General features: G+C 64.2%; 17 protein-coding genes. 9 read left to right on the forward strand and 8 right to left on the reverse strand.

What is annotated here, in order from left to right:
- Nucleotides 1–11: 11 nt before the first annotated feature.
- Nucleotides 12–791: a TerC family protein gene (locus GYH26_RS12005; protein WP_161541853.1), complete on the reverse strand. Its 780-nt coding sequence runs from the start codon at nt 789–791 to the stop codon at nt 12–14.
- A 184-nt stretch (nt 792–975) separates the two neighbouring features.
- Between GYH26_RS12005 and GYH26_RS12010 the strand changes: the two genes are divergently transcribed.
- Entirely contained in the window at nt 976–2,253 is a 1,278-nt protein-coding gene (locus GYH26_RS12010) for a citrate synthase (protein WP_161541854.1), read from the forward strand.
- 44 nt (nt 2,254–2,297) lie between these two features.
- On the opposite strand, the gene GYH26_RS12015 is transcribed toward GYH26_RS12010, so the two are convergent.
- The 7 genes from GYH26_RS12015 to GYH26_RS12045 all read right to left on the reverse strand — a co-directional run bounded on the left by GYH26_RS12015 (nt 2,298) and on the right by GYH26_RS12045 (nt 9,256).
- Nucleotides 2,298–2,573 carry an anti-sigma factor family protein gene (locus GYH26_RS12015; RefSeq protein WP_161541855.1) on the reverse strand — a complete coding sequence of 92 codons (276 nt, stop codon included), beginning with the start codon at nt 2,571–2,573 and terminating at the stop codon, nt 2,298–2,300.
- Nucleotides 2,570–3,172, reverse strand: a complete 603-nt coding sequence (locus GYH26_RS12020; protein ID WP_161541856.1) for a sigma-70 family RNA polymerase sigma factor — start codon at nt 3,170–3,172, stop codon at nt 2,570–2,572. The genes GYH26_RS12015 and GYH26_RS12020 overlap by 4 nt, the downstream gene beginning before the upstream one ends.
- 69 nt (nt 3,173–3,241) lie before the next feature.
- Nucleotides 3,242–3,895: a response regulator transcription factor gene (locus GYH26_RS12025; RefSeq protein ID WP_161541857.1), complete on the reverse strand. Its 654-nt coding sequence runs from the start codon at nt 3,893–3,895 to the stop codon at nt 3,242–3,244.
- Between the two features lie 7 nt (nt 3,896–3,902).
- Nucleotides 3,903–5,867, reverse strand: a complete 1,965-nt coding sequence (locus tag GYH26_RS12030; RefSeq protein WP_161541858.1) for a PAS domain S-box protein — start codon at nt 5,865–5,867, stop codon at nt 3,903–3,905.
- 53 nt (nt 5,868–5,920) lie between these two features.
- Complete coding sequence (locus GYH26_RS12035) at nt 5,921–6,103, reverse strand: hypothetical protein (RefSeq protein ID WP_161541859.1); 183 nt, start codon at nt 6,101–6,103, stop codon at nt 5,921–5,923.
- Nucleotides 6,104–6,175: 72 nt separating this feature from the next.
- Nucleotides 6,176–8,311 (reverse strand): glycosyltransferase, encoded by a 2,136-nt coding sequence (locus GYH26_RS12040; protein WP_161541860.1) that lies wholly within the window; start codon nt 8,309–8,311, stop codon nt 6,176–6,178.
- Between the two features lie 30 nt (nt 8,312–8,341).
- Nucleotides 8,342–9,256: a M90 family metallopeptidase gene (locus tag GYH26_RS12045; protein ID WP_161541861.1), complete on the reverse strand. Its 915-nt coding sequence runs from the start codon at nt 9,254–9,256 to the stop codon at nt 8,342–8,344.
- A 171-nt stretch (nt 9,257–9,427) separates the two neighbouring features.
- On the opposite strand from GYH26_RS12045, the gene flgF reads away from it, so the two are divergent.
- From flgF to flgK, 8 genes are read left to right on the forward strand one after another with little or no spacing between them, the layout of a single operon-like run.
- A complete protein-coding gene (gene flgF, locus GYH26_RS12050) occupies nt 9,428–10,156 on the forward strand; it encodes a flagellar basal-body rod protein FlgF (protein ID WP_012844721.1) in 729 nt (242 codons plus the stop codon).
- An 18-nt stretch (nt 10,157–10,174) separates the two neighbouring features.
- Nucleotides 10,175–10,963, forward strand: a complete 789-nt coding sequence (gene flgG / locus GYH26_RS12055; protein WP_012844722.1) for a flagellar basal-body rod protein FlgG — start codon at nt 10,175–10,177, stop codon at nt 10,961–10,963.
- A complete protein-coding gene (flgA, locus tag GYH26_RS12060; protein WP_161541862.1) occupies nt 10,963–11,688 on the forward strand; it encodes a flagellar basal body P-ring formation chaperone FlgA in 726 nt (241 codons plus the stop codon). Before flgG ends, flgA begins: the two co-directional genes overlap by 1 nt.
- A 3-nt stretch (nt 11,689–11,691) precedes the next feature.
- Nucleotides 11,692–12,273, forward strand: a complete 582-nt coding sequence (locus GYH26_RS12065; protein WP_161541863.1) for a flagellar basal body L-ring protein FlgH — start codon at nt 11,692–11,694, stop codon at nt 12,271–12,273.
- 16 nt (nt 12,274–12,289) lie between these two features.
- Nucleotides 12,290–13,405 (forward strand): flagellar basal body P-ring protein FlgI, encoded by a 1,116-nt coding sequence (locus tag GYH26_RS12070; protein ID WP_161541864.1) that lies wholly within the window; start codon nt 12,290–12,292, stop codon nt 13,403–13,405.
- Nucleotides 13,406–13,408: 3 nt separating this feature from the next.
- A complete protein-coding gene (locus GYH26_RS12075; RefSeq protein WP_161541865.1) occupies nt 13,409–13,750 on the forward strand; it encodes a rod-binding protein in 342 nt (113 codons plus the stop codon).
- Nucleotides 13,747–14,271, forward strand: coding sequence for a flagellar export chaperone FlgN (gene flgN, locus GYH26_RS12080; RefSeq protein WP_161541866.1), 525 nt, complete (start codon nt 13,747–13,749; stop codon nt 14,269–14,271). Before GYH26_RS12075 ends, flgN begins: the two co-directional genes overlap by 4 nt.
- Nucleotides 14,272–14,274: 3 nt before the next feature.
- On the forward strand, nt 14,275–15,669 hold the full coding sequence (gene flgK, locus GYH26_RS12085; RefSeq protein ID WP_161541867.1) for a flagellar hook-associated protein FlgK: 1,395 nt from the start codon (nt 14,275–14,277) through the stop codon (nt 15,667–15,669).
- Nucleotides 15,670–15,672: the final 3 nt, after the last annotated feature.

Consider the following 15,672-nt stretch of genomic DNA (forward strand, 5'->3'; position numbering starts at 1 on the left):
CGGCGTCCCGCTTATTTTTTGCTGTCGCTTTTCTCCAGCGCTTTTCGCAAACCCGGTTGGTGCAGGCGAACGGGCTGCGCCCGACGTGCTCCGGCCTTGATGTTCAGCAACTCCACGAACAGCGAAAAGGCCATAGCGCTGTAGATGTACCCGCGCGGGATGTGCTGTCCGAAGCCTTCGGCCACCAGCATCACCCCGATCAGCAGCAGGAAGCTCAGCGCCAGCATCTTGATTGTCGGATGCCGCTCGATGAACCGGGCAATCCCTTCGGCCAGCACCATCATGACGAGCACGGCCAGCACGATGGCCACCACCATGACCGGCACGTGCCGGGCCATGCCCACGGCCGTGATCACCGAATCCAGCGAAAAGACCAGGTCCAGCAGCAGAATCTGCGTGATGACGCCCGCGAAAGACGCCGTTCCGGCCGCCCGATCGACTGCTTCCTCGTCAACCCCTTCCAGTCGGTGATGGATTTCGTGCGTGCTTTTACCGATCAGAAACAGCCCACCCGCCAGCAGGATCAGATCGCGCCCGGAAAACGTCCGCCCCAGCAGCGCAAACAGCGGCGCAGTCAGTCGCATGATCCAGGCGATGCTGAGCAGCAATGCAATACGCCCGGCCATGGCCAGCCCGAGTCCGAGCAGCCGGGCCTTGCGCTGCTGATGCCGAGGAAGACGGCCGGACAGGATCGAGATGAACACGATGTTGTCGATGCCCAGCACGATCTCCAGCGCGGTCAGCGTGGCCAGCGCCGCCCAGGCTTCGGGACTGGTCACCCAGTCGAACATGATGCGATATGCCGTTTGACTTCAGCTTTTCTTCAAAAATAGGCGCTTCGAGCGGCCTCATTCTATGATTTTTTCGTACGCTTCTAACGAAGAAGGCTGGTAGATCCGAGGCTCAAAGCGTAACTTCGCTAAGGCAGAAGCCCTTTTTGTCCTGAAAATTTTTCACAGGAAATCGGAGCCGACCATGCCGACCGCCAAACTTATCCTTGACGATACGACCGTCGAACTGCCCGTCATTGTAGGCACCGAGGGCGAGCGGGCTATCGATATCCGTAAACTCCGGGCTCAGACGGGCTACATCACCTACGATCCTGGTCTGGCGAATACGGGTTCGTGCCAGAGCAGCATCACGTTCATCGACGGCGAGGCCGGGGTGCTGCGCTACCGGGGGTATGCCATCGAAGATCTGGTGGAGCACTCGTCGTTCGTCGAGGTGAGCTACCTGCTCATCTACGGCGAGCTGCCCACACGCGCGCAACTGGAGCAGTTCCAGGACCGGTTGACGCACCACAGCCTGCTCCACGAGGACATGAAGAAGTTCTTCGAGGGCTACCCGCCCAGCGCGCACCCGATGAGCGTGCTCTCGGCCATGGTGGCCTCGCTTTCGACCTACTATCCAGATTCGACGGATCCGGAGGTCACCGAACTCAACATGATCCGACTGCTGGCCAAGCTGAAGACGATTGCCGCCTTCTCCTACAAGAAATCCATCGGCCAGCCCTACATCTATCCGCGCAACGACCTGAGCTACACGGCGGACTTCCTGCACATGATGTTCGCCGTGCCCTCGGAGCCCTACGAGGTGCCGCCGCTCTTCGAGAAGGTTCTGGACGTGCTGCTCATCCTGCACGCCGACCATGAGCAGAACTGCAGCACCTCGACCGTGCGCATGGTGGGGAGCAGTGGCGCCGACCTGTTCGCCTCCATCTCGGCGGGCATCAGCGCGCTGTCCGGTCCGCTGCACGGCGGCGCCAACCAGGCCGTCATCCAGATGCTGGAGGCGATCCGCGAGGACGGCGGCAACTACCAGAAGTACATCGAAAAGGCCAAGGATCCGAACGATCCCTTCCGGCTGATGGGCTTCGGTCACCGCGTTTACAAGAACTTCGACCCGCGGGCGCGGCTGATCAAAAAGCTCGTCGATCAGGTCTTCAACGAAATGGGCATCAACGACCCGCTGCTGGAGATCGCCCAGAAGCTGGAAGAGGCGGCGCTCAAAGACGAATATTTCATCGAGCGCAAGCTGTACCCGAACATCGACTTCTACAGCGGCATCCTGTACCGGGCCATGGGCATCCCGACGAACATGTACACGGTGCTGTTCGCGATGGGCCGCCTGCCCGGCTGGATCGCCCAGTGGAAGGAGATGCGCGAAGACCCGCACACGCGCATTTACCGGCCGCGCCAGATCTACCAGGGTCCCACGCACCGGCCGTACGTCCCTATCGACCAGCGAGGATAAGCGCCCGAGCGGTTACGACGCCTCCCCGCAGCGGGAGGCGTTTTTTATTTCTGCGAAAGGCGCTCGCGGAGAAAGGCCAGCGTGTGCTCGATGAGTTCCTGCGGGGGTTCAGGCACCTCGGCGGCCCGGCGGGTCAGTTCGATCGTCTTGCGATACTGGTCCAGGTAGGCCTGACAGTCGGCGCAGGCCTGGAGGTGCGCCTCGAAGGCCGCCCGCGTCCGCGCATCCAGTGCGCCGTCCAGATAGGCCGCCAGGAAACGGTTCACCTCTTCACAGGTGAGCCGCTTACGGCCCAGCCATTTTTTCAGCCACTGCTTCATACGTCACCTTTCTCAATATGCGGACTGAGCAGGGCCCGCAATGCCTGTCGGGCTCGATGAAGTCGCACGCGCACGGCCCCTTCGCTCAGGTTCAACAGTCGGGCCACTTCCTCAGTAGAGAGTTCCTCAATGTCGCGCAACAGGATGATTTCCCGGTAGCTGTCCGGCAACTGGTCGATGGCCTCCCGGACCAGTCGCCGCAGGTCTTCTCGTTCGGCCAGCACGTCCGGCGGCCAGGGCCGATGGCGCTGCGCGTACATCCCTCGCGAAAAGGTTGGCTGCAACCGGTCCAGGTCGGCCTCGTCCATGGCCTCGTAGCGCCGGTTCTTGCGTAGCAGCACACGGGCCTGGTTCAGCGCAATGCCGTAAAGCCAGGTGGTCAACCGCGCGTCCCCCCGGAAGGTGTCGATGCGTCGAAAGGCCTGTAGGAACGCTTCCTGCATTACGTTGTGGGCATCCTCTTCATTCTCCAGAAAACGCAGCAGGAAGCGAAACAGACGCGGGCTTTCTGCACGCACGAGCGCCTCAAAAGCGGCCGGATCGCCACGCTTCAGCGCCTCCAGATCGTAGGTGGACTGCGTTTCCGGAGCGTCTGGCATAAATACACCTCTGTGTGCCGGTAGGAACCGATATGTTACCAACCATACCTTTTCGGTTCAAGGGGCCCTTCAGCCCGAACGCTCGTTTTCGACCCACTGGACCGCGTGCCGCATGAGCTCGGCCGCCGTCCGAAGCCCCAGCTTGGCCTTGATGCGTGCCCGATAGGATTCGACGGTTTTGACCGAAAGATGCAGTCGCTCGGCGATCTCCCGCGTGCTGAGTCCGCGTCCCGTCAGCTCGAACACTTCCAGCTCCCGGTCGCTGAGCAGTTCCATGGGCGACTGGCCGGTCGTGCGCCTGTGGCCGGTCATGCTCATCAGCAGCCGCTCGCTGACCTCCTGGCTCACGTAGAGCCCTCCGGCCAGCACGCGCCGCACGGCTTTGACGATCACATCGACCGCCTCGATCTTCATCACGTAGCCGCGCGCGCCGGCCCGAATGGCCCGCTCTGCATAGAGTGCTTCGTCATGTCGCGAAATGACCAGCACGGGCAAATCCGGATTCCAGGCATGCAGGTGTTTGATCAGCTCCAGCCCGCTCATGCCCGGCAGCGAGATGTCCACGATGGCCAGATCGGGCCGGACTTCATCCAGCATTCCGAGCGCCTCCTCGGCCGAAGCGGCCTGTCCGCATACCTCCAGATCGGGTTCGGCCTCAAGCGTCAGCGCCAGCCCTTTGCGCACGAGCGGATGATCGTCGACGATCAGGATCCGTTTTTTCATGACGCCTTCAGGGGATCACTTCGGTTTCCGGAAGCACCTGCGACGCATCGGCCGGGAGCACGCGTCCGGTCAGCGGGACGGCCGCGTGCACTTCGGTGCCTCCCTCCTCCCGCCGACGCACTTCCAAATGGCCGCCCAGCAGCCGTGCTCGGTAGTGCATGATGCGCAGGCCCATGCCGGCCGTTTCGGGCAGTTTTTCCGGAATGCCCACGCCGTCGTCGCGCACCCACAGGTGGAGCGCTTCGTCGTCGGCCGCCAGCGTGACGGTGATGGTCTGCGCCCGGCCATGCCGCACGGCGTTGTTGAGCGCCTCCTGCGCGATGCGATACAGGTGCGTGGCCACCATGTTGTCGGCCACCGGCACATCCTTTTCGGCCTCAAAGCGACAGCGTATGCCGAAAAGCTCCTCGGTCTGACGGGTCAGCCGGTAAAGGGCGGCCTGCAGACCGTTGGCTTCCAGCTCGACGGGAATCAGGCCGCGCGCCAGCGTACGGGCCTGCCGGTCGGCCTGGCGGATCAGCTCAGTCAGTTCTTCGAGCTCGCGGGCTTCGGGGCGTCCCTGCGCGGCCAGACGCCGGGCCAGGCTCTGACTGATCAACGCCATGCCGGTCAGCATCTGGCCGAGTCCGTCGTGCAGGTCCTGGCCGATGCTGCGCCGTTCCTCGTCGCTGATGCGCAGGATTTCCTGCTCTAAGCGCCGCGTCTCGGACAGATCGCGCACGATTCCGGTGAACAGCCGCCGATCGGGCAGACGCACCTCGCTGACGGCCAGGTACATCGGAAACGTCGTACCGTCTTTGCGGAGCCCCGTCACCTCGCGTCCCCGGCCGATGATGCGGCGGCGGCCGGTTTCCAGGTAATTGCGGATGTAGCGGTCGTGCTGCTCCCGGTAGGGCGAAGGCATCAGGATCGAGATGTTGCGGCCGATGACCTCCTCGGCCCGGTAGCCGAAGAGGCGTTCGGCGGCCGGATTGAACAGCAGAATACGGCCGGTTTCGTCGATCGTGATGATGGCATCGACCGCCGTTTCCACGATGGCGCGGTAGCGGGCCTCGCTTTCGCGCAGCGCCTCCTCACGCTCCCGGCGTTCGATGGCCGTGGCCAGCACGTGCGCCACCGCCTGCAGAAAGTGCACGTCGTCGTGCGAAAAAGTGCGCGGGCGACAGGTATGGGCTCCCAGTACGCCCCACGAGTGGCCCCCTACAAAGATCGGCACGCTCAGCCCGGCCTGCACGCCGTGGCGTCGGAGCAACTCCGGGCAGGCGAAGCGGTTTTCCCGGGCAAAATCCTCTACGACGACGGGGCCACCGGCGCGAAGCGTGTAGCCGGCCTGCGAGTCGGTGCCGGCCGGCACGCGAAACGTCCCCACCAGTCCATCCTGCCAGCCATAGCCGGCCACCAGGAGAAATTCCCGGCCGTCGGGTAGCAGACGCAGCACCTTGGCCAGTTCGACGCCCAGTGCCGCCGCCACGCGTTCGGTGGCATATTCAAGAAGAAGCGGAAGCGGCATGTTGGCCAGTGCCCGGCGGCCCAGTTCGGCCACGACAGCCTGCTGACCGACTCGCACCTGCAGCTCGCGCTCGATGTCCCACCGTCGCTGGCGGGCCCGTGCCCGCCGCACCAGCAGCCGCAGCCGGGCTTTGAGCAGCGGAGCAGGCGCGCCGAGGTCCAGCAGATCGTCCACGCCCGCACGAAGCAGGCCGTCGAGCGATTCGGGCGTAGTGCGATCGGCCAGGGCGGCCACCAGCACCACCTGTTCACCGCCGGCCGTCGCGCGCACGGCTTCGACCTGCTCACGGAGAACCTCGGGATAGCCGAACAGGATGAGCAGATGCGGAAGCGTCTCAGGAGCCGAAGGAAAAGTGCCGGGATGCAGCGCGACCGTAACCTCCCCTGCTTCGCGGAGCAACTGGCTCAACCGCTGCCCCACGCTCCGCGAAGCGCCCCAGATGCCGACCTGAACGGAAGTCATCGTGCCCCTGACTTACGTGCTACCGGATTGGCTCATGGGAGTATAGCCAACCCTCAGGCGGCACGCAAGCCGGAGCGTCCGGTTCCCGGTAGTACGAGCAGCAGGGCTGCGCTACCGGCGGCGTCCAGTCGCGCCTCCGGCCCCAGCACATAGGCCAGAAACACGAAGAACGCCACCATCAGCACAAACAGCAGCACCAGCGTCACCAGCAACCAGCGGGGGGTGAGTTCGGCCATAGACAACTGCTTTCAGCGGATTCGGATACACTACCCGCTTCAAATAACCGAACCCGCCTGCAATTCGTCAAGTCAGAAAGCCGCAATCAGCACGATGTGATCGCGAAGGGCCGGGCAGCGCTGCAACAGCTCTCTTGTTCGACCGTCCAGCGGACCGGGTCCTTGGGCAAAGCAGAACCGCTCCACCTCAAACCCGGCTTCACTGACCACCTTGCTGAGTGTGTACGGCGTAAACCAGAACCTGTGGTCGGAATTGATAATTTCCAGATGCTGCCGGGCGGCCTGTTGGTTCAGCAATTTCAGTGCATTCGGTACGGTAAGAATCAGGCGATCTACCAGGCCCCGGTATTTTTCATGGATCTGTTGCAGGAAAGCGACCGGATTATCGATATGCTCCAGCACCTCACCCAGTACCATGTAGTCCCAGTGCTCGGCCTTTACCTCATCCGGTACCGGGTCGGTCAGCACATTGTGCCGGTAGATCGGATACCCCAGCCGTTGCGCCACGGCAATGGCCTCTTCATCCACGTCCAGTCCGACACACCGACGGGCCACGCGGGCCAGTTCGGCATGCAGCCAGCGTCCCTGCTGCAGCTTCTGTTCGATCAAAGGCGCATGGTCGGCACAGCCGACGTCCAGAATGGCCTGTCCCTTCACCAGATCCTTCAGCAGCTCCTGCCTGTACACCAGCGGCGCATCGGGATGTGCAATAACAAGTTGCAGTCCGTTATCAAACTTTTCACCTTTCAGATAAGCCTGCCACGTCGAAGGATCAATCCATCCATCGCGTTCATGCAGTGCTGCGCTGTCTGAAGACCGGCCACTAAGGCTAACCGATACCGGTTTAATGGATGCAATCAAACGGTCAATTGCATCTATCTGATCTGTCTGATCGAAATGGTCTATAATCCAGTTTCGATATGCTCTGCTATCGTAATCAGGGGATTGTACAATGTTTACAAACTCCTCAACATTGCGAAACAGCCACGTTTCAGGAAATAGTTTTTCTGCTCCATGAAAATGGTGAACCACCGGCTTGATGCCACAGGCGGCGGCTTCCAGCACGTTGTACGGGCACCCTTCATGTACACTGGTGGAAATCAGAAAATTCTTATCCTCCAGCCAGGCATCGATGTCGTTCACCCATCCCTCCATGATCACATGATCCTGCAGGCCCAGCGTCTGGATCATGTGATTCCAGTAGACTTCAAAGCACGGATCCTGATGCACTCCGGCTACAAAGAGACGATAGCGTTTGTCTTTTTGAACCAACCGGTGAAGGCACTGAAGCAACAGGACAGGATTTTTACGGGGATTGATGTAGCCCACATAGGCCAGATTGAATCCCGGTCCACGTTCTCTGAACGTAAATCGGTCCAGATCTACCCCGTTGAAAATAACCGTACTTTCTACCTGACTGGCGGCCCCGGGGAAATATTGCCAGAAAAGGCGTTGCATGTGTGGCGCCACAAAGATCAGGCGATCCACAAACGCCCAGTTTACCTGGCCCGGCCAGGGCGTAAACACTTCGTACCGGTGCAGCCGGCAAACGACGGCCGCGCGTTTTTCCAGGTGCCGGCTGGCCTCTACGAGGATCTGGTCGCACCATTCGAACCACACCACATCGGCCCAGTCCAGCGCTTCCTGGATCTTCAACAGATCCAGTCGCTGTGTGAAATGATACACGCGCACGTGGTGGCGGCGGGCCAGTCGCTCTTCGATGTCGAAGATGAACTTCGTATGTGGCCCGCATACGAACGCCACCTTGAGCACTTGCTCGCCAGGTTCGGTCGGCTCGCCCAGATAGATGCCGGGATTGGCGTTCAGCGTGGCTTCCCACTGCTTTCGGGCCGCCCGCGCCAGGTCTTTTTCGTATTTGCGTTTCTGCTCGCTGTCGGGAATGGCCTCCTGGTAGCGCAGAAACGTCTCGACCGCCAGATCGAACTGGTTGTAGCGCAGCAGCTGATCGATCAGGTTGAAAAACGCGTTTTCATGGCCGGGATCGGCCTGCAACGCCCGCTCGAAGCATTCGACGGCCCGGTCCAGCTGCCCCAGTTCGGCGTAGGCCAACCCGGCATCGTTCAACGCATAAGGGTTGCTCGGATCCTCTTCCAGAACGGCCTCGAACGTCTGTAAGGCCTGGGGATAGGCCCCTTTCAGAAACAGGTCCTCTCCTTCCAGGAGTCGGGTCTTTAGGTCTTCGCGCATCGCAGATTCTGGCGGTGATGGACCGTGCGTTCACAACTGCTCTGAAACAAATGGATTGCCATCACCGCTCTTCCCGGCGTCGGAAGCGCCCGGATGACGCGGGTCCAGGTTGAAAAAGGCCTGTAATGCGGCAAAAAGCTCGGGATGGCGATGGGCCAGCAGCTCCGGGCGCTCGAAAAAGTTTTCCACCGCCACGGCAAAAAATTCGGCCGCGTTCGTGGCGGCATAGCGCCGGAGCAGGGAGCGTCCCTGCCGGACCTTCACCATTTCCTGTCGGATCAGCCGCCGCCAGGCCTCGGCCGAGGCCGGATCCAGCAGCGTCGGCATACCGTCGGCGTCCAGGTCGCCAAAATCGAACACGTGCGCCAGCTCGTGCAGCACCACGTTGCTGCCATCGTTGGGCACGGCCCAGCCTTCCTCGACGGCTTTCGCCGACAGGATGATCGGCCCCTGGGCATGTGCCATCCCGTCGAATTCGCCCGCCTCGTCTTCGAAATAGTCCGCGTCGAACCGATCCGCATAGAACAGAATGGTGCGGCGCGCGGGCCACTCCCAGTCGGGCCGTCCGTGCAGCAACAGCGCCGCTCCGGCCGCCACGGCCAGCCGGAGTTCGTCGGTCACCTCGACGCCCACCCCCTCGAACCGCTGCTCGGCGAGGAAGAACTGCACATCGCGCTCGAAACGACGGCGCCCCGCCACATCCAGCGCCCGGTAGAAGGGCACGTGCGCCTCGAGCCATCGGCGCCAGGCTTCGGGAAAAGGACGACGGGCCAGACGCCAGCGCCGGAGCGGCTTTCGGGCCCCCACGGCCAGCACCCCCAGCGCCACCACCCCGCCCGGCCAGGCACCGACCCCGGCCCGCAATCCGACCAGCGCGGCCAGACCGCCCAGCACCAGCGCCAGCATCCCGTAAAACCAGACCGTCACCGGCCGTACAATCCGCATAGTATCGCCCGTCTGGTAGCAAACTCAAGGAAAAGTTGCCCGTCTCGCTGGAAAATTATGCCTTTTCCGGACGAATCACGCCCGGCAAATCCGCGCGTTTCCGCACCTGCAACACTGGCAATGCTTTTGCCGGAGGCCTCCTCGGGTTCATTCAGCCATCCTGCCCTGCCCATGCTGTTACGCCTGCAGAATGCCGCGGCGTCGATGACCGAGGCGATCCGCCAGCAGGAACGTCTCGCCAACAACCTGGCCAACGTCAACACGGCCGGCTATAAACAGGAGCGCTTCTTCGTGGAGGCGCTCAACGAACGGCTCGACGCCGAACGCTCGCCGAGAAGCGACCGGCGCCTCACGCAGTGGAACGACCTGACCCAGGGGGCGCTCGAGCACACGGGCAGCCCGCTGGACGTGGCCATCGAAGGCGACGGTTTCTTCGTGGTCACCGATGCGGCGACCGGGGCCACCTTCTACACGCGCGCCGGCCAGTTTCGACTGGACGGGGAAGGTTACCTGCGCACGATCGACGGCCTGCTTGTGGAAGGCGAAGACGGTCCGATCCAGCTCCTGCCCCACGAGCGCAACCGCACGCTTTCGATCAGTCAGGACGGCGTGCTGCGCGCCGACGAACGCGAGGTCGCCCGCCTGCGCATCGTGCGCTTCGCCCGCCCCGAAGCGCTGCAGCGCGTCGAAGGCGCCCGCTTTGCCGCCACCGACCAGGAGCCCCTTCCGGTCGAAACACCCCATCTGCGCCCTGGCTTCCTGGAAAGCAGCAACGTAAATCCGGTGCTCGCCATGACCGAGATGATCGAGCACTTTCACCGCTTCGAGACGCAGCAGAAGGTCATCCAGACCACCGATCAGCTGCTCGGACAGATTACCCGGGATCTCGGAAAGTTCTAAACCATCCGTCGTGCACTTATGCTTCGGGCCCTCCGCACCGCCGCGCTGGGCATGAACGCCCAGCAGACCAACGTCGATAACATCGCCCACAACCTGGCCAACGCCAACACGACGGGCTTCAAAAACGCCCGCGTGGTCTTTCAGGACCTGCTCTACCAGACCGTCCAGACGCCCGGCCAGGAAGAAGCCGAGGGGCTCACGCCACCGGCCTCGCTGCAACTGGGCAGCGGTGTGGCCGTCGTGGCCACCGTGCGCCAGTTCACGCAGGGCAGCCTGGTGGAAACCGGCAACGCACTGGACCTGGCCATCAACGGCGACGGCTTCTTCCAGATTCGGCGGCCAGACGGCACCATCGTTTACACGCGCGACGGCACCTTCACGCTGAACGCCGACGGCACATTCGTCACGCAGACCGGCCTTCCGCTCGAGCCCGAGCTGAGCGTGCCCCCCGATACCATCGAGATTCACATCAGCCAGGATGGCGTCGTGTCGGTCCGGCTGCAGGGCGAGACGGAAAGCGTGGAGATCGGCCGGCTCGAGCTGGCCCGCTTCCCGAACCCGGCCGGCCTGCGGGCCATCGGTGGCAACCTCTACGAGCAGACCGAAGCCAGCGGCTTTCCGATCCTGGGGGCACCCGGTGAGGAGGGCTTCGGCACGGTCAAGCAGGGCTTTCTGGAAGCGGCCAACGTGGACGTCGTGCAGGAGATGGTCAACCTGATCACGGCCCAGCGGGCCTACGAGATCAACTCGAAGATGGTTACCACCACGGAAGAAATGCTCCAGACGGCCAGCCAGATGAAGCGCTGATGATGCGGCTGCTGTGGATCATCGGGCTGTTGCAGGTGCTCGGCCTGCGTCCGGCCGCCGAGCCGGTGGACGTGCGGCTCCGGCACGCGATCGATTCGCTGCTGGCCGATGCGTTTCCCGCGCTGGTCGGCCATCTGGAGCCGCGCCTGGTGCGCTATCAGGCCGCCGAATCCGATCGGATTCAGTTGCGTCTGCCGCCGGCCGTCGACGATCCCACGGGCTCCCTGCAGGTCGAGATCTGGACGCCTGACCCCCGCGGCGCATGGCGCAAGGCGGGCTGGGCCCTGTTCTACGTGGCCCGGTACGACTCGGTCATCGTCGCCCGCCAGGCGCTCCGCCGCGACGAGCCGGTCAATCCAGGCGCCCTGGAGATCATCTGGCAGGAAACCACCCGGCTCCGGACACCTCCGCTGACCCCGACCCGGCTTCGCCAGCTCCAGCGGCAGGGGCCGCTGCTGGCCGTGCGCTCCGTAGCGGCCGGACAGGTCCTGCGCGCCGACGATCTGCGCCCGCCCTATGCCGTCCAGACCGGCGAAACCGTCTGGATGCACTATCGCCGGGGCGGCATTCTGTTGCGCCTGCGCTGCCAGGCCCGCGCGGCCGGCTTCGTGGGCGACGTGATCGAACTGTACGCGCCCCAGACGCGGGCCACCTATCGAGGCCGCATCGTGGCTCCCGGACTGGTGGAATGGATCGCCACCCTGCAACCATACGAACCGCATTGACCCATGCGTGCCCTTTTGCTTGCATTGAGTCTGCTGCTGCCCGGCCTCTCGGCCGTGGCCCAGTCGTCCCTGTATGCCGACTTCCGCGCGGTGCGTCCGGGCGACGTCATCACGATCATCCTGGCCGAGCGCACCGCCGCCCAGCGCGAGAGCAACTTCGAACATCTGGCCAATGCCAAAATCGGCGGCGCCGGCGCCGTCAGCGGCACGCTGGGCGGCAAGTTCAGCGCCGACGCAACGTTTTCGCGCGAGAGCAAGGCCAACAACGAAACGCTCCAGCGCGACCTGCTCGAGGGCACCGTCACGGCGCTTGTCGTGGGCATCGACTCCACCACGGGCAACCTGCTCATCCGGGGCGAACGCAAACTCAACATCAACGGCGTCACGCACCTGATGCGCATTTCCGGCACGGTGCGGCCCTACGACGTGCGCTACGACAACACGGTGTTTTCCTACCAGATTGCCAACGCGCATATCGAGTACCGACAGAGCGGCCTGCCGCGCAAGTTCTTCCGTCCGGGCTTCCTGACGCGTCTGGGCGCCCTGGCGCTGATCGGTGCCGCCATTGCCCTCGGGGTTCAGTAAACGAGCGGAAAGTGCCATGCGTCGGCTGATTTTGCTCGGACTGTTGCTGTTGCTGCTGCCGCTCCTGCCCGCCCGGGGTCAGGACGCCGGACAGGCACGCCTGAAGGATCTAATCACGGTGGAAGGCGCCGCGCCGATCCAGCTCATCGGCTACGGGCTGGTGGTGGGACTGGACCGCACGGGCGACCGGGCCCGCGGCCAGCGCGGCTCGCCCTACACGGTGCAGAGCATCGCCAACATGCTGCGCCGCTTCGGGATCACCGTCGATCCCAACCTGCTGCAGGCCCGGAATGCCGCCGCCGTCATGGTGACGGCCACGCTGGATCCGTTTGCGGCGCCGGGCACGCGCCTGGATGTGACCGTCTCGGCGCTGGGCGACGCCCGCTCGCTCTCCGGCGGCGTCCTGCTCCAGACCCCCCTGCAGGATCCCACCACCGGGCAGGTGTATGCCATCGCGCAGGGGCCCGTATCGACCGGCGCCGTGCTCGCCTCCAGTTTCGGTTCTTCGGTCCAGATCAACCACACGAACACGGGCCGCGTGCCGGGCGGTGCCGTGGTGACGGCCGCCCCGCCGGTCACGCTCGGCGGGCCGCAACTGGGCCTGGTGCTCAAACGGCCCGACTTCGTAAACGCCACGCGCATTGCCGAAGCCATTAACGGCCGCTACCCGAACACGGCCGAGGTGGTGCACGCCGGACTGGTGCGCGTCAACCTCCCCAACGGCGTCAACAACCCCGCGCAACTGCTGGCCGAACTGGAGCCGTTGACCATCGACGTGGACATCCCGGCGCGGGTCGTCATCAACGAACGCACGGGCACCATCGTGGCCGGTGGCAACGTGCGCATCAGCGAAGTGATGATCACCTACGGCAGCCTGGTCATTTCCACCCAGGCCGAGCCGTTCGTGGCCCAGCCGCCCCCCTTCAGCCAGGGCGAAACGGTCACCGGCGCACGTGCCACCATCGACGTGCAGGAAGAAGTGGCCCGCTCGGTGGTGCTGGGTCCCAACGCCGACGTCGCCCAGCTGGCCGCCGCCCTCAACGAGCTGGGGCTGACCGCCCGCGACATCATCGCCATCTTTCAGGCCATCGAACGCGCCGGAGCCCTCCAGGGAGAACTGGTCATTCTGTAAGCCATGATCGAGCAAATTCAACCATCGCCGGGACCCACCGGCAGCGCCGCCCTGCTGGGCGTGCGCCGGCCGCATACGCCCGAAGAGGCCGCCCGCCAGTTTGAAGAGATCCTGCTGCGCCAGTTTGTGCAGGCGATGACGCGCGACCTCTTCCGCGCGTCGCTGAGCGGCGACGAAGCACCCGGCTGGCTGGGCTCCTACCGCGACACGCAGCGCGACGTGCTGACCGACGTACTGGCCCGCCACCTGGCCGAGCAGGGCCGACTGGGCATCGCCGAACTGCTCCTGCGCCAGTGGCGGCAGGCCGGACACCTTTCCGCGAACGAATCGGAGACGAACCCATGAGCGTCCCGTCCAACATCCTGCAGCAGTTTATCGAAGCGATCGAAGAAGAATTGCACCTGCTGGGCCAACTCGAACAGAGCTTCGAAGCTCAGCTCGAAGCCCTGCGACGCCACGACCACGAAGCGCTGGAACAGGCGGCCATGCAGACCAGCGAGCTGGTCACCCGGCTCGAACGCCTTCAGCAGAAGCGCGCCGGCAAGGGACGCCTGCTGCGCCGCATGTTGAAGCTGGAGCTGACGGCCTCGACCGAGCAGCTGCTGGCCGCCCTCGAAGCCCGCCCGGAAACGCAGGCGGCCGCCCATACGCTTCGCGGATTGCAGCAGCGGCTCCAGGGGCAGCTCCAGCAGACACGCCAGCGCTGCGAATCGCTTGAGTTTTCGCTGAAATACGCGATACAAATAGGACAGGAGCTGCTGGAATTGCTGCAGGCGTTGGACCAGCCCGCCAGCCGCGTGTACACCCCCACCGGACAGACCCGGCAGGCCAGCCCGCAACGATCCGTCGTCAATCGCCTGGGGTAAGCAATGAGCCTGAATCAACTGTTCAGCCTGACGCGCCGCTCGTTCCAGACGATCCAGGCGGCGATGAACACCGTCGGGCAGAACGTAGCCAATGCCAACACCGAGGGCTACGCGCGCCGGCGCGTGACATTACAGGCCGTCAACATCCGGGATACGGGCCTTTACACGGCCCTTCCGCCCCGCTCGGCCACCGGGATGGGCGTTTCGGTGGCCACCTACGAACGCCTGCGCGATCACCTGCTCGACGTGGCCGCCTGGGACGCCCGCGCCAGCCTGGGCGCCTCCGACGAAGAAACGCGCATCTACCAGGTACTGGAAAGCCTGCTGGCCGCCGACGACGACACCGGTCTGGCCGCTCTGCTGAACGATTTCTGGAACCGCTGGAGCGACCTGGCCGACAACCCCACCGACACGGGCGTCCGCGAAGCGCTGCGCGGCCAGGCTCAGACGCTCATCGACACATTCCACCGGCTGGCCCGCGATCTGGACACGCTCACCACCCAGACCACCGAAACGCTGCGCGACGCCGTCGATCAGGCCAACAGCCTGCTCGAAGAGCTGGCCTCGCTCAACGCCACGATCCAGGCCGCCCGCCAGAAAGGCAATCCGGATCTGGTGGCCGAAGACCGCCGCGACCAGCTCGTCCATGAGCTGGCCGAGCTGCTCCCTGTCCAGGTCCACGCCCTGGAAGACGGTTCCTATCAGCTCACCGTCAATGGCATGGCGCTCGTGCAGGGCGACCGGGTCATGCCGCTGACGCTGGACCTGAGCGGCGGCACGCCCTCGCTGACCTTCGGCAACACGGGCATCGCCTTCCGGGCACCCGAGGGGCAGGACGGCCGCATCGGTGCCCAGTTGCGTATGCTGACGCAGACGATCCCCGACGTGCGTCAGCGGCTCGACACGCTGGCCGCCACGCTGGTCAACGAGGTCAACAGCCGCCATGCAAGCGGCTACGGCCTCGACGGCCTGACCGGCCGCGCCTTCTTCGATCCGGCCGGAACCACGGCTTCCACGATCGCCCTGTCGGCCGACGTACTGGCCGACAGCCGCGCCATCGCCGCCTCGGGCGACCCCACCGCCCCGGGCGACAACAGCATCGCCCTCCAGATTGCCGGACTGCGCGACGCCCTGCTCTTCAACGGCGGCACCGAAACGGCCGAAACCTACGCGATCAACCTGGCCGGAAGCATCGGCGCGGCCGCGAAAGACGCTACGGGCCGCCTGGAGCGCTCGCGGGCGACCATCGACCACCTGGACGCGCTCCAGCAGGGCGTCATGGGCGTCTCGCTCGACGAAGAGCTGACCAACATGATCCGTTTCCAGCAGGCTTACGCGGCCACCGCGCGCGTGCTGGACACCGCCCGGAGCATGATGGACACGCTGCTGAACCTCTGAAGT

The organism is Rhodothermus marinus, from assembly GCF_009936275.1.
In the GTDB taxonomy this organism is placed as follows: Bacteria; Bacteroidota; Rhodothermia; order Rhodothermales; family Rhodothermaceae; genus Rhodothermus; species Rhodothermus marinus_A.

Bases quoted from the DNA above. Each gene is read 5' to 3' on its own strand.
- GYH26_RS12005 (WP_161541853.1), bottom strand. From the start codon at position 791: ATGTTCGACTGGGTGACCAGTCCCGAAGCCTGGGCGGCGCTGGCCACG.
- GYH26_RS12010 (WP_161541854.1), top strand. From the start codon at position 976: ATGCCGACCGCCAAACTTATCCTTGACGATACGACCGTCGAACTGCCC.
- GYH26_RS12015 (WP_161541855.1), bottom strand. From the start codon at position 2,573: ATGAAGCAGTGGCTGAAAAAATGGCTGGGCCGTAAGCGGCTCACCTGT.
- GYH26_RS12020 (WP_161541856.1), bottom strand. From the start codon at position 3,172: ATGCCAGACGCTCCGGAAACGCAGTCCACCTACGATCTGGAGGCGCTG.
- GYH26_RS12025 (WP_161541857.1), bottom strand. From the start codon at position 3,895: ATGAAAAAACGGATCCTGATCGTCGACGATCATCCGCTCGTGCGCAAA.
- GYH26_RS12030 (WP_161541858.1), bottom strand. From the start codon at position 5,867: ATGACTTCCGTTCAGGTCGGCATCTGGGGCGCTTCGCGGAGCGTGGGG.
- GYH26_RS12035 (WP_161541859.1), bottom strand. From the start codon at position 6,103: ATGGCCGAACTCACCCCCCGCTGGTTGCTGGTGACGCTGGTGCTGCTG.
- GYH26_RS12040 (WP_161541860.1), bottom strand. From the start codon at position 8,311: ATGCGCGAAGACCTAAAGACCCGACTCCTGGAAGGAGAGGACCTGTTT.
- GYH26_RS12045 (WP_161541861.1), bottom strand. From the start codon at position 9,256: ATGCGGATTGTACGGCCGGTGACGGTCTGGTTTTACGGGATGCTGGCG.
- flgF (WP_012844721.1), top strand. From the start codon at position 9,428: ATGCTGTTACGCCTGCAGAATGCCGCGGCGTCGATGACCGAGGCGATC.
- flgG (WP_012844722.1), top strand. From the start codon at position 10,175: ATGCTTCGGGCCCTCCGCACCGCCGCGCTGGGCATGAACGCCCAGCAG.
- flgA (WP_161541862.1), top strand. From the start codon at position 10,963: ATGATGCGGCTGCTGTGGATCATCGGGCTGTTGCAGGTGCTCGGCCTG.
- GYH26_RS12065 (WP_161541863.1), top strand. From the start codon at position 11,692: ATGCGTGCCCTTTTGCTTGCATTGAGTCTGCTGCTGCCCGGCCTCTCG.
- GYH26_RS12070 (WP_161541864.1), top strand. From the start codon at position 12,290: ATGCGTCGGCTGATTTTGCTCGGACTGTTGCTGTTGCTGCTGCCGCTC.
- GYH26_RS12075 (WP_161541865.1), top strand. From the start codon at position 13,409: ATGATCGAGCAAATTCAACCATCGCCGGGACCCACCGGCAGCGCCGCC.
- flgN (WP_161541866.1), top strand. From the start codon at position 13,747: ATGAGCGTCCCGTCCAACATCCTGCAGCAGTTTATCGAAGCGATCGAA.
- flgK (WP_161541867.1), top strand. From the start codon at position 14,275: ATGAGCCTGAATCAACTGTTCAGCCTGACGCGCCGCTCGTTCCAGACG.